Raw genomic sequence first — 12,204 nt, 5'->3', positions numbered from 1 at the left:
TACCCGTCCGCCAGCGGCGCGGCCCGCCCCGGCGGCCTCCGGCCGGTGGTCGTGGACGCGCACCTCGCCGACGCGCACCTCGCCGACCCGCACCTCGGCGCCGGGCGTCCGGGCACGTCGCGCAGAATCGACCCCGCGCCGACGACACCGATCAAAGGACGCTGACCCACCATGTGGCATTCGCACCCGCGCCCACGCCCGAACCCGCGCATACCCCCGGCCCGGCACGTGCTGGTGGACGTGGCCCTGTGGGCGGTGCTCGCCGCGATCACCGCGTACGGGTTCGGGGAGGCGACCGCGGCCTCCCCGGTCGTGGACCTGCTGCTGCCGCTGGCCGTCCTGGCGGTGGCCGTGCCGTTGTCCCGCCGTCGGCCCGGGGCGGCGGTGCTCCTCGTCAACGGCCTGTGCGCGGTGGGCCTGGCCGATGCGACGACCCCGGGCAACGCCCATGTCCTGTCGCTGGCCGCGCTGAGCTGCCTGCTGGGCGCCCGGGTCGCCGCGGCCCGGGGACCGCTGCTGGTGCTCGGCACGTGCCTCGCCGTCGACCTGGCGGCCTGTGCCGTGCTGCGGGTACAGCCCGTGTGGTGGTTCTACGCGCTGACCGTGCTCCCCGCCGCCCTCCTGGTGCCCTGGCTGGCCGGACGGCACTGGCGCGGCCGGCGCGATCTCGTACGGGAGGGATGGCAACTGGCCCGGAGCCTGGAGGAGCGGCAGCACCTCGTCGCGGAGCGGGCCCGGCTCACCGAACGCGCCGACATCGCGGCCGACATGCACGACTCCCTCGGCCACGTCCTGAGCCTGGTCGCCCTGCGCGCCGGAGCCCTGGAGCTCTCGCCGGATCTCACCGACCGCGACCGCGCCGACCTCGCCGAACTGCGCGGGACCATCGCGGACGCGGTGGAGCAACTACGGGAGACCGTGGCGGTCCTGCACGAGCCCCGCGAGCCGGCCCCATCGGGCCCGACCCCGACCCCGACCCCGACCCCGGATCCGGACCCGGACCCGGACCCTTCGGACCCGGCCCCGGGCAGGCGTACGGGCGGCCTGTCCGTGAAGGACACGGTCGAGGACCTTCTCGGCCGGGCGGTCGCGTCCGGGGTGCCGGTGCGCTGGGAACGGCGGGGCGCGGTCCCCGACCTGTCCCCGCTGGTGGAGCGCGGCATGTACCGGGTGGTGCAGGAGGCCCTGACCAACGCCGTGAAGCACGCTCCCGGAAGCGCCGTCCGGGTGGGCATCGTCCACGAGCCCGACCGCACCCGCGTGACGGTCGAGAACACCGCGCCACCGGCCGTCGGCAGGTCCCGCGAACAGCCCCGCCCGGCGGGCGAAACCGGGCCGGCCGCCGACTCCGGTCGCCGGGGACTGACGGGTCTGCGCGAGCGGGTGTACGTGCTCGGCGGCTCCTTGTCGACCGGCCCGCACGAGGGCGGCTTCCGGGTGACCGCCGTCCTCCCGCACCAGGCCCCGACGCGCCTCGCCGCGCGGGCGCGGGACGAAGACGGCGAACCCGGCACCACCCCGGAGTCCGCCGAACGGCTCGCCAAGGTACGCCGCGCCGCGCGCCGCCGCTCCCTCGTCGCGTTCGCGGCACCGGTCGTGGCGGCCGCGTTCTTCGTACCGGCCGCCGTCCACCTGGCCTGGCAGTTGACGACCGGTGTGCTGCCGCCCTCCCGGTACGACCGGCTGGAGACCGGCCGGCCCCGCACTGAGCTCGCCCACCTGCTTCCCGCCCGCCCCTTCCCGTACCCCCCTGACCACGTCCGCTCCGCGCCCCGCCCACCGACCACGCACTGCGACTTCTACCGTTCGGGCCGGGACCTGTTCGGCCAGGTCGACCTGTACCGGCTCTGCTGGTTCGACGACGTCCTGGTGGCCAAGGACACCCTGTCGGCGGAGCCCACGGAGGGTGGATAAATCGGAAGATAAATCTACCCGGAATCCAGGGGTAAGGGGTGTTAGGGTCCGGGATGGAGGTGACCTATGCCGACGGAGGACGAGCTCTTCGCTGCCGTGGACGCGCTGCTCGAAGGAGAGCCCGCGCTGCCCGAGCCCGCCGAGCGGACCCGGTTGCGCGAAGCGGCCGGGATCACGCAGTCACGGCTCGCGCAGGTGCTGCAGACGACGACGCAGACGGTGAAGAACTGGGAAGCCGGGCGCGCCGAGCCGCGCCCGCCGCGCCGCCAGGCGTACCAGCGTCTCCTCGACGGCTGGGCCGAGCGATTCCCCGCCGACGCCGCCCCGGTCGCGCACACGGTCCCCGCGCCGATGGGCGCAGCATCACCGGCAGCCTCGCCGGCGCCCGCCGCCGAAGCCGCCGAAGCCGTCCCGGCCCCTGCCGCATCCCCCGAGCCGCACCCGGCCCGCACGACGAGCACCACGAGCACCACGAGCACCACACCCGACACCAACCACACCCCCCAGACCTCCCACCGCCCCACCCAGACCCGCCCCGCCCCGACCCGCGCCGCCACCACCGCGCCGCCGGGCCGCCCCGCCGCGCGCAAGGCGGCCCCGGCCGCTCCCCGGGCGGCCGGTGACGTCGATCCCCGGTTCGCCAACGGCCCGCTCGCGGTCGTCGACGTCGACGCCTCGGGCCAGGTGCTGGCGTACTGCACCGGCGGCCTGGTCCTGGACGTCCCCGCCAAGTCGCTCCCGTCCCTGGTGGAGTGGACGCTTACCGAGGCCAAACTGGGGCAGCCGAGGCTGGCCGGCCCGGGCAAGGACGCCGACCCTCTCTTGGTGCTCACCGAGGCCGCGCTGGAGCGCTTCGGCCTGCCCGTCACCCTCACCGACGAGGAGCGCAACGCCGGCCGGATCCCGGAGAACCACAAGGTCGTCAAGCAGCTCACCCGCGCCGAATGGCGGCTGACGAAGCGGGGCTTCGGGCCGTGGGCGCGGATCTACCGTCCCGCCACCGGCTCCGAGCGGGCCTGCGTCCAGATGTGCATCCCGTCCTGGAACGCACTCGACGCCCGGCACTGGGACGCCGCCGCCTCCCTGCCGCCGGCCGAACTCGCCCGGGTCCTCGGCGTGTTCGCGTCCCGGGTGATGACGCCGCGCGGCTCCGCCGCCGTGACCGGCCTGGAACTCATGACCGCGCTGCACCCGCCGACCCGCGCCTCCGCGCCCGACGCCGACGGCAAGCGGCACTCCGAGCACAACCCCGGCTCCCTGGGCAAGGAGCCGGTCGACCCGGCGCCGTGCGAGGCGCCCGACGGACACCCGCTCCTCAAGGACCTGCCCCGGTTCCACGTCCGTGGACCCGCGGAGAAGATTTTCGAGGAGGCGTACGACTGGGCCCGGCCCCTCACCGACGACGAGTGCCTGCGCAGGAACCTGATCGGCATCGACGTGAACATGGCCTTCGCCGCCGGCGCGAACGGCCTCGTCGTCGGCCTCGGCGCGCCGACGCACGTCCGACAGCCCGCGTTCGACCCGAAGCTCCCCGGGTCGTGGCTGGTGGACCTCTCGCACGTCGAGCTGTCGCGGGTGAAGGTCGGCAAGGAGTGGGCGGAACTCGACGGCCGGCTGCTGCCGAGCCCGTTCACGCCGAAGGGGGAGCGGCCGCAGGGACCGGCCTGGTACGCGACGCCGACCGTCGCCTACGCGGTCGAGCTCGGCTACGAGGTCAGGCCGATCGAGGCGTACGTCCGGTACGACAACGGCCGCTATCTCGACGGCTGGTACAACCGCCTCCGGGACGCCTACCTCGCCACGATGGCCGACCTCGGCGTCCACGCCGACACCTCCCCGGAGGACTTCCTCGCCGCGATGGACGGCTACAGGGACCGCGACCCGGAGCTCGCCATCGTCGTCTCGGCCATCAAGGCCACCGTCAAGGGCGGCATCGGCAAGCTCCGCGAGCGCCCGCGCGGCGAGGGCTGGCGCCCGGGGGAGCCGTGGCGAGCGCTGGCCCGTCCGACGTGGCGGCCCGACATCCGCGCGGCGGTCATCTCCCGCGCCCGGATCAACCTCCACCGTAAGATCGTCAAGCATGCGGCGTTCACCGGGCAGTACCCGGTCGCCGTCCTCTCCGACTGCGTCGTCTACGCCGTCGACGGCACCACGCCGCTCGACTTCCTGCCCTACCGCGACGGCAAGCCGCTGCCCGGCGGTTTCAAGCTCGGCGTGAACCCCGGCCTGGTGAAGTGGGAAGGCACCCAGTCCGTTCTGTGGGGCGAGGGGGTCAGGGAGCAGTTCGACGCACCCGAGCTCAACCTCGCCCGGTACATCAAGGACGGGACCGTCACCGATGCCGACACCGGAGAATAGGAGCGGACGATGAGCCTGTTCGGGGACGGCCTCGACAAGGCGGTGCAGAAGGCGTTCACGCGCCCGGCCCCCAAGAGCGCGGGCGCGCAGATGCGCTACCTCGTCAAGCAGCTCAAGGGAACCAGGGCCGTCGCCCAGATGCTGCGCGTCTCGCAGCGAACCGTCGAACGGTACGTGAAGGACCAGATCAAGAAGCCGCGCCCGGAGCTCGCCGCCCGCCTTGACCACGAGGTCAAGAAGCGGTGGCAGCCCCAGGTCCGGGCCAGGGCCCGCGAGAAGGCCGCGACCACCGACGGCATCGTCATCGACACCCGGGCCCGCCTCGGCTACGAGGCCCCGATCGGCTCGACGGACGAATCCCGCATCCGCCACCTGACCGTCGCCCTGCCCCCGCGCTACGCCGCCCGCCTCTTCGAAGCCCAGAACGCCGGAGCCGGCGAACAACAATTGCGCCAGATCGCCGCCGACGCCCTCCGCGAGGTCTACTTCCAGGACGGCGGCCGCCGCGCCGGCTCCCTGGAAGAGGTCCGTTTCACCGACATCCAGCACGTGGAGTTCGACCTGTAGCGGCCATGCCTCTGGACGCCCGCCCCGTGCGCCTCGTGCGGAGGGCGCCCAGCGCGGTGCGGATCCGAGGGGGTGTATTGGAGAGCGCCCGGCCCCGGTCTCGGCGATCGCCACGCCCCGGTGGTACGTGCGCCGCCGTGTCTCCTCACGCACCATGGCACGGTGGTGAACCACACCGGATCCGCTACCGCAGACCCCGTCCGGTGGACGCTCGCTCCTCGACGGCCGGCCGGGTACCGCTACCGCACCCGCGCAGGAAGGGTTTTCAGGCGCACATGACCACGCATGAGGCAGGAACGGACGGACACGGGACCGGGCTCACCGTGACCTTCGCCGCCTTTGCCTTCGTCGTCTTCCGGCTCTTCGCCGTCTCCGGCTACGACTGGCACACCGCCTTCGCGGTCCTCCACACCCTCGACCTGGACGACACCATCGGCCTCGTCATCGGCACCGTGATGGCCGACTCCCTCGCCTCGATCGTGCTCCTCACCCTCCTCGTGCCCGTCGCCGCCCTCCGCCTCACCGTGGGACTCCGCACGGCCCGGCAAGCCAGGAACCGCGTGCTGACCGAGGGTCAGCGCCGCCACGGGCCCGATCTGACGGGCGCGCTGCTCCTGCTCATCGCGGTCGTCGCCGTCGTCGCCTACATCGGGACCTTCCATAGCTGGTGGCTGCTGCTGCTCGTACTGGCGGCCGGCGGCCTGGTCTTCGGGATCGGTTACGGTCTTCGGGCCGGCGGACGCCTGAAGCGGGGTGCGCTGTGGATCAGCCGGCATCTCATGGCACTGGTCGGCGTGGCGATGCTGCTCGGAGCGGCGACGATCACGACGCCCTGGGTTCCGCTGGAACGGATCGAGCTGCGTGGCGGCACGGAGCTGCGGGGCTTCGTCATGGTCGCGGAGCCGGGATTCCTGAAGGTGCTGACCGAGCACGAACGGGAGTTCCTCATCCTGACGGACCAGGACGTCACGTCCCGGGAGGAGATCGGCGCGCACTGAGCGCCTGCGACCGCGGCCCGTCCTCGCGACCGCGACCGCGGCCCCGTCCGCGACACGCCCACGCACCGGAACCCTTTCCGGTGCGCGACGGCTGCCGACCACACTCGTACGCGACCGGTTGTCTCTGGAGGAGAGGGATTTCGGCATGACGACTACGACGACTCTGAAGAGGATCGCGGCCACGGGCGTAGCGGCGGTCACCGTCGCCATGGTGACGGCGGGCGCCGCTCACGCCGCCGGCGCGGACCTGATCCACGGGGGCCCGTACACGTCGTACAGCGACCCGTACGCGCCCCAGGGCGGCCCCTACGTCACCCACGGTGAGGACTCCACCGTCCAGGGCGGTCCGTACGCCACGCACGGCGACCCCCACCTCCTGCAGGGCCTCTCCATAGGCGGCTGACCCGCCCGACCGGCGGCCGCGCCCAGCGGCGCACGCGGCTGCACTCCGCCGGTGCTCGGCAGTGCTTAGCGAGGGTTCGCCCAGCCCGGCGTCCAGGTGCCGGCGGCGCCGTGACCGGCCGCCGTGGCGGCGAGGTGGGCCCGCAGGGTGGCCAGGGCGGGGTGTGGGCTGGCGCGGTGCCAGAGGAGCGAGTGCGGGTAGACGGGTGTCGGGTCGACCACCGGGATGCGGCGCAGACCGGGATCGGCGGGCCAGACGAGGCGGGTGTCCCGGCCCATGAAGGTGGCCAGGTCCAAGGCGGCGATGCGCTTGGAGACGGCCTGCTGCGTGACCGCCAGCTCGGCGGCCGCCTCCTGGAACCGACCCACGTCGGCGGCGACGACGAACGTCCGGACGATGCCCCCCACCCTAGGCGCACAACCAATGGTTGTGTGAAGAGTGCTCCTCGGTTGTTTGATCTCGGGATATCTCTGTCGCTTTGATGCCACCGATCACGATGCGGTTGTAGCGATGTGAGACCGCGACGCGAACGTGCAGCGAGTAACGAGCGGCGAGCGGCGAGGGGCGAGGGTGGGAGCGGGCTGGGGAATCGGGCGTCGCCTGGGGCGGCGGTTCGGGTGGCTGTGGGGAGCGTACGGGGCCAGCGCGCTGGGGACGTGGCTCGCCTTCGGCGCCTTCCCGCTGATCGCCGTGCAGGTGCTGCATGCGGGTCCGGCCGAGGTCGCCGCGCTCGCCGCCGGGGGAGTCGCGGTGGGCGCGGTGGCGGCGATACCGCTCGGTCCGTGGATGGAGCGCCGCGCGAAGCGGCCGGTGTTGATCGCGACGGATCTGGTGCGGTTCGGGGCGCTGCTGACGGTCCCCGCCGCGTACGCGCTCGGGGTACTCACCTTCCTTCAGCTCCTGCTCGTCTCGGTCGTCGTCGCGGCGGCCGACATCACCTTTCGGGCCGCGTCCGGCGCGTGCCTGAAGACGATGCTGCCGGCCGAGGACCTCCTCCTGGCCAACGCCCGGTTCGAGGCCACCGCCTGGACGACCACGATCATCGGGCCACCCCTGGGCGGCGCGCTGATCGGGCTCCTCGGGCCGGTGGCGACGGTGGTGGCCGATGCCGTCAGCTACCTGCTGTCGGCGCTCGGCATCCGGGCGATGGGCGCCGGCACGAAGCCGGAGCCAGAGCTGGAGCCGCAGCCGGAGCAGGAGCCGCGCCCCGAGCGCCGGGAGGAGCAGCAGCGGATGCGGGCCGGGGACCTGCTCGACGGCTGGCGGTACATCCTCGCCGACGCGACACTGCGGGCGCTGTTCTTCCACACGGCCCTGTTCAACGGTCTGGTGATGGCCACCTCGCCGCTGCCGGCGGTCCTGATGCTCGGGCCGCTCGGGTTCTCGCCCTGGCAGTACGGCCTCGCCTTCGCCGCACCGTCGATCGGCGGGTTGCTCGGCGCGCGGCTGGCGGGCCCGCTCGTCGCCCGGTTCGGACAGCACCGGGTCCTCGTCGCGGCCGGGGCGCTGCGCGTGATCTGGCCCGTCGGTCTGGCCCTGCCGAGGCCGGGCGGCGCAGGGCTGCTGCTGGTCATCGGCGTCGAGTTCGGCCTGATCCTCTGCTGCGGCGTCTTCAACCCGGTCCATGCCACCTACCGCCTCCAGCGCACGGTCCCGGGCCGTGCCGCCCGCACGCTGACCGCCTGGGCGGTGACGACCAAGGCTTCGACCGCGCTGCTGACGGCCGTCTGGGGCGTGCTGGGCGCCCTGCTCGGTCCGCGTGCGGCCATCGGCCTGGCCGGCGCCCTGCTGCTGGCGACTCCGCTGCTGCTGCCTCGGCGCGCGGCGGCTGGCGTGGACTGACGGGAGTGTGTGCGCTCGGTCCCGTGCGACTTCGCTGGTCGGAGTCGTCGCGGCGCCGTCGGATGGCGGTCGGGTGGGTGCAACCGGTGGGCCGAAGCTGTCGTCCGGATCCAGTAGGGTGACGTGTGCTCGTCAAGGCGGGCGCATTTCTCTTGCACACGCGTATCTGCAAACACTCAACGGGGGTTGAAGCGTGAAGCTTCGTCATGTCCGTGCTGTCGCCGTTTTCGGAATCGCCCTGGTCGCCCTGACCGGCGCCCGCGGTTCCAGTGGTGGTAGTTGCGGGGGCGGCAACGGCTCCAGCAATTCCAGCAGCTCCAGCAGCGGTTCCGACAGCAACAGCTCGAGCTCGGGCGGCGTCACCACGGGCGGCGTCGGCGGCTCGTCGAAGGACCGCGCGCAGCGCGACGTCCGCATCGACGACTGCGCGCTCAGCGCCGACCGCAAGAACCTGGTCGCCAAGGTGACCATCACGAACAGCGACTCGTCGGCGTACCTCTACGACGTCACCCTGCAGTTCAAGGGTGCCGAGGGCTCGAGCTCCGCCAACCTGGCGCTCGCCAAGGTCGAGGACCTGCGGGTCGAGGGCGGCGCGTCGAAGCAGGCCGAGGCCACCACCCCGTACACCGGTGGCGGCGACGGCTCCGAGTACACCCGCTGCGTCGTCGTCGACGCCGACCGCGTCATCGGCTGACACAGGACACGACGTCGTCACGTCGTCACGTCGACACGGGGGCGATCGGGCGGGGCGGCGGGCCCCGTACTCGGGCGCGCACCGCACTGCTCGACCGTATCGAGGTCGTGAGAAAGCCCCCGGCTCCGGCCGGGGGCTTTCCGGTGGTGGCCGTGGCGTGAAGGCCGGCGTCGAGCCGTCGCCCGCCGGCCGAAGGCAAGGCGCCCGTCGTCGCGGGACGGCCCCGGGTCAGGCCCCTGTGGCGGTGCGCCGGGCCGGCGCGCGGGGAGCGAGGACGCGGGCCAGGTCCAGGGTGCTGAGGGCGAACATCACCACGCCCAGGGGCACGTGGAGCGAGGCGACATGGGCGACGCCGAGGGCGACCTGGGCCGAGGCGAGGACGAGGAAGCCGGTGGCGTACAGGACGGGCCGGGCCGGCCCACCGCCCGGGCGCCACGCCAGGATCGCGGCGACCAGGTAGAGCAGGGCGGCGCCGTACATGACCTTCGAGCCGACGTCGTGCAGCAGATACCCGCGGGACGACGTCAGCAGCGCCCCCGCCGTCGCCGCCTGGAAGAACAGGCTCAGGGTCTGCACCGCGACCGCCGCCTTCAGGAACGAAGCGGTGCGCGGGGTGCTTGTCGGCCGGCTGTTCATCATGGGTTCTCCTCCGTCGTCTGCAAGCGGTCCGGCCACAGGACACCGGGCCACTGACCGCTGTGACGACATGTGGCGCGGATCACCCGCGGCGGCGCCGACCGATGCGAGGAGCGTGGCGCAGTGCGGCCCGACGGATGCCCGCGTCAGGTCGCCGGCTGGTGGGGGAGGGGGAGGTCCAGCCGTTCGGCGACGGTGGTGAGGGCCGTGCCGAGGGGGAGGGCGACGCGGGTGACGGCGTGGGCGTCACCGCGGGTCGGGTCACGGTTGATGATCAAGACAGGCTTGCCGGCCTGAGCCGCCTGGCGGACGAACCGCAGACCGGACATCACGGTCAGCGAGGAGCCCAGGACCAGCAGGGCGGCCGCCCGCTGGATCAGATCCCGGCAGTGGGCGACGCGCTCGGGCGGCACGGCTTCACCGAAGAAGACCACGTCGGGTTTGAGGACGCCCCCGCAGATCGTGCAGGGCAGGACGCGGAAGTCCCCGATCTGTTCGTCGGTGAGGTCGGCGTCCCCGTCCGGGTTGATCGCGGCCGACACCGGCTCGAATCCCGCGTTGGCCTCCTCCAGCCGCTCGGCGAGCTCCCGGCGCGTACTCAAGGCGCGGCAGGACAGGCAGACGACCCGGCCGAGACTCCCGTGCAGCTCCACGACGTCCTCGCTGCCCGCCGCCTGATGCAGGCCGTCGACGTTCTGCGTGATCACACCCGTGAGCAGGCCGTGCCGCCCGAACGCGGCCACGGCCCGGTGCCCGGCGTTGGGCCGCGCCCGGCCGAAGGTCCGCCAGCCGAGGTGACTGCGCGCCCAGTACCGGCGCCTCGCCTGCGCACTGGCGGTGAAGTCCTGGTACGTCATCGGCGTGTGCCGGCTCAGGCTGCCGCCCTCGCCCCGGTAGTCGGGAATCCCCGACTCGGTGGAGATGCCCGCCCCACTGAGCACGAGAACGCCGCCGCTGCGCAGCGCGTCGACGACCGGCCCGAGATCCGTGGTGCCCGGCGGCAGATCCTCGGGAGGCGTCCAGTGCAGAGTGGGCCGCATACGCATGCCGCCAGCCTACGAAACCTACCGGCCGCCGCGCGGCGAAGGCCCCCAGGCAGGACCGCCGGACGATGGACCGTGTGGCGTGGCGTGGCGTGGCGGGGCGTGGCGTGGCGGAAAAACGACGGTCGACCGGCGTGGCGTCCCCGAAGTCGCAACAAAGCGAACAGTCACCCCAATACCGCCGCAGAGGTCATTTAGGGGACGGCCCGAGGGAGTTCTACGCGCGTGGGAGACGGGGACGGTATATCGGAAAACACCACTCGGAAACGGCGCGGTTGGAGCAAGAGCCACAACCTCTGTGCAGGGGGCGAAAAACAGTCGGAGCCGGGAGAGAATTCCGGACGCACCGCCTATAAAGATCAAGAGGAAACATCCGTGCGACCAAGTCTCTTCGGCGCGACCGCCTCCGTGGCCGCACTCGCTCTGCTCGGCTCCCTCGTCACCGCCTGCGGCTCGTCCGGGAGCGACGGGACGACGCTGCGCCTGGTGGCTGCCGAGTACGGCGACAGCCCGGCGACCAGCTCCAAGGCGTACTGGGACAAGCTGTCCGCCGCCTTCACCGCTGCGCACCCCGGCAAGAAGGTCGAGGTGACGCTCTACCCCTGGGCCGACGTCGACCGCGAGGTGGCCCGCATGGTCGACGAGAACAATCCCCCGGACGTGGCCCTGATGGGCGCGTACTCCGACTTCGCCGCCCAAGGCCGCTTGTATTCCGCCAGTGAACTGCTGTCGATCAGGGCGGAGGCGAATTTCCTGCCGCCGCTGGTGGAGGCCGGTTCGGTCGACGGCACCCTCTACGGGCTTCCTTTCGTCGCCAGCAGCCGGCTGCTCTTCTACAACCAGGACCTGTTCGACAAGGCGGGGGCCGAGCCGCCGAAGACGTGGTCGGATGTGAAGGACGCGGCCACAGAGCTGAAGAAGGAGGGCGTGCTCTATCCGTACGCGCTGCCGCTCGGCCCGGAGGAGGCCCACGCCGAAGCCCTGATCTGGGAGCTGAGCAACGGCGGCGGATACACGGACAGCAGGGGTCTCTACGACATCGCCTCCGAGCGGAACACGCAGACGTTCCGCTGGATCAAGGACAACCTGGTCTCGCCGGGCCTGACCGGCCCGATCCCGCCGGCCGAACTCAACCGGCAGGACGCCTTCGACGCCTTCCTGCGCGGCCAGGTCGGCATGGTCAACGGCTATCCCTCGCTCCTCCACAAGGCCAGGGCCAAGGGCATGAAGGTCGGCACCCTGAGCATGCCGGTGGCGGACAGGCTGAAGGACGGCGAGGCCCCGCTGGCGGCGGGCGTCGCCGACTGGATGATGGCCTTCAAGCGCGACGACAACCGCGAACTGGCGGGCGACTTCCTGGAATTCGTCTATGAGGACAAGAACCTCGGCGAGTTCGCCCAGCGTTACCACCTGCTGCCTTCGACGGTGACCGCGACCCAGGCATCCCAGAACGCGGCGGCGGACCCCAGCGTCGAGCAGTTCCTCAGCGCCTTGCGCACCGCCCAGCTCTACCCGGTCAACGATCCGTCCTGGCTGCAGGTCAGCAACACCATCAAGCGGAACATCGGCAAGGCCGTGGCGCCGTCCGCCGATCCGAAGGTCGTCCTGGAGGACATCGCCCGGCAGGCGGCGGCCATACAGGAGCAGGAGTAGGGGCGCCTCACCGCCCGGTTGCCCGTCCGGGAGCGGACGGGCAACCCGCCGGCCCGGCCACGGACCGCCGCCCACACCCCACCCGCGCACCGGTGG

10 protein-coding genes and 2 pseudogenes are annotated in these 12,204 nt (G+C 72.5%); 8 read left to right on the top strand and 4 right to left on the bottom strand.

What is annotated here, in order from left to right; all coding sequences use genetic code 11:
* Positions 1 to 171: 171 nt before the first annotated feature.
* The 5 genes from ABZ135_RS13230 to ABZ135_RS13210 all read left to right on the top strand — a co-directional run bounded on the left by ABZ135_RS13230 (position 172) and on the right by ABZ135_RS13210 (position 6,240).
* Complete coding sequence (locus ABZ135_RS13230) at positions 172 to 1,914, top strand: histidine kinase (RefSeq protein WP_356694954.1); 1,743 nt, start codon at positions 172 to 174, stop codon at positions 1,912 to 1,914.
* Between the two features lie 66 nt (positions 1,915 to 1,980).
* Complete coding sequence (locus tag ABZ135_RS13225) at positions 1,981 to 4,272, top strand: helix-turn-helix domain-containing protein (RefSeq protein ID WP_356694952.1); 2,292 nt, start codon at positions 1,981 to 1,983, stop codon at positions 4,270 to 4,272.
* Between the two features lie 9 nt (positions 4,273 to 4,281).
* Positions 4,282 to 4,839 carry an XRE family transcriptional regulator gene (locus ABZ135_RS13220; protein WP_356694950.1) on the top strand — a complete coding sequence of 186 codons (558 nt, stop codon included), beginning with the start codon at positions 4,282 to 4,284 and terminating at the stop codon, positions 4,837 to 4,839.
* Between the two features lie 275 nt (positions 4,840 to 5,114).
* Entirely contained in the window at positions 5,115 to 5,837 is a 723-nt protein-coding gene (locus tag ABZ135_RS13215; protein WP_356694948.1) for a hypothetical protein, read from the top strand.
* Positions 5,838 to 5,982: 145 nt separating this feature from the next.
* Positions 5,983 to 6,240 carry a hypothetical protein gene (locus ABZ135_RS13210; RefSeq protein ID WP_356694946.1) on the top strand — a complete coding sequence of 86 codons (258 nt, stop codon included), beginning with the start codon at positions 5,983 to 5,985 and terminating at the stop codon, positions 6,238 to 6,240.
* Between the two features lie 65 nt (positions 6,241 to 6,305).
* Here the strand turns inward: ABZ135_RS13210 and ABZ135_RS13205 are convergent.
* Positions 6,306 to 6,530, bottom strand: a pseudogene (locus ABZ135_RS13205) (LysR family transcriptional regulator); the annotation flags it as partial.
* Between the two features lie 15 nt (positions 6,531 to 6,545).
* Positions 6,546 to 6,647 (bottom strand): annotated as a pseudogene (locus tag ABZ135_RS13200) (LysR family transcriptional regulator); the annotation flags it as partial.
* 163 nt (positions 6,648 to 6,810) lie between these two features.
* On the opposite strand from ABZ135_RS13200, the gene ABZ135_RS13195 reads away from it, so the two are divergent.
* Both ABZ135_RS13195 and ABZ135_RS13190 read left to right on the top strand, forming a co-directional pair.
* Complete coding sequence (locus tag ABZ135_RS13195; protein ID WP_356694944.1) at positions 6,811 to 8,082, top strand: MFS transporter; 1,272 nt, start codon at positions 6,811 to 6,813, stop codon at positions 8,080 to 8,082.
* A gap of 193 nt (positions 8,083 to 8,275) precedes the next feature.
* Positions 8,276 to 8,776 carry a hypothetical protein gene (locus ABZ135_RS13190; RefSeq protein ID WP_356694942.1) on the top strand — a complete coding sequence of 167 codons (501 nt, stop codon included), beginning with the start codon at positions 8,276 to 8,278 and terminating at the stop codon, positions 8,774 to 8,776.
* A 228-nt stretch (positions 8,777 to 9,004) separates the two neighbouring features.
* Here the strand turns inward: ABZ135_RS13190 and ABZ135_RS13185 are convergent, their stop codons facing one another.
* Complete coding sequence (locus ABZ135_RS13185) at positions 9,005 to 9,412, bottom strand: hypothetical protein (protein WP_356695042.1); 408 nt, start codon at positions 9,410 to 9,412, stop codon at positions 9,005 to 9,007.
* A 146-nt stretch (positions 9,413 to 9,558) separates the two neighbouring features.
* On the bottom strand, positions 9,559 to 10,458 hold the full coding sequence (locus ABZ135_RS13180; RefSeq protein WP_356694940.1) for an NAD-dependent protein deacetylase: 900 nt from the start codon (positions 10,456 to 10,458) through the stop codon (positions 9,559 to 9,561).
* A 372-nt stretch (positions 10,459 to 10,830) separates the two neighbouring features.
* Here ABZ135_RS13180 and ABZ135_RS13175 point away from each other — a divergent pair, with 372 nt between their 5' ends.
* Positions 10,831 to 12,108 (top strand): extracellular solute-binding protein, encoded by a 1,278-nt coding sequence (locus tag ABZ135_RS13175; protein ID WP_356694938.1) that lies wholly within the window; start codon positions 10,831 to 10,833, stop codon positions 12,106 to 12,108.
* Positions 12,109 to 12,204: the final 96 nt, after the last annotated feature.

Source organism: Streptomyces sp. NPDC006339 (assembly GCF_040612775.1).
In the GTDB taxonomy this organism is placed as follows: domain Bacteria; phylum Actinomycetota; class Actinomycetes; order Streptomycetales; family Streptomycetaceae; genus Streptomyces.
This window is presented reverse-complemented; position numbering and strand designations above follow the sequence as displayed.

Bases quoted from the DNA above. Each gene is read 5' to 3' on its own strand.
- ABZ135_RS13230 (WP_356694954.1), top strand. From the start codon at position 172: ATGTGGCATTCGCACCCGCGCCCACGCCCGAACCCGCGCATACCCCCG.
- ABZ135_RS13185 (WP_356695042.1), bottom strand. From the start codon at position 9,412: ATGAACAGCCGGCCGACAAGCACCCCGCGCACCGCTTCGTTCCTGAAG.
- ABZ135_RS13215 (WP_356694948.1), top strand. From the start codon at position 5,115: ATGACCACGCATGAGGCAGGAACGGACGGACACGGGACCGGGCTCACC.
- ABZ135_RS13210 (WP_356694946.1), top strand. From the start codon at position 5,983: ATGACGACTACGACGACTCTGAAGAGGATCGCGGCCACGGGCGTAGCG.
- ABZ135_RS13220 (WP_356694950.1), top strand. From the start codon at position 4,282: ATGAGCCTGTTCGGGGACGGCCTCGACAAGGCGGTGCAGAAGGCGTTC.
- ABZ135_RS13225 (WP_356694952.1), top strand. From the start codon at position 1,981: ATGCCGACGGAGGACGAGCTCTTCGCTGCCGTGGACGCGCTGCTCGAA.
- ABZ135_RS13180 (WP_356694940.1), bottom strand. From the start codon at position 10,458: ATGCGTATGCGGCCCACTCTGCACTGGACGCCTCCCGAGGATCTGCCG.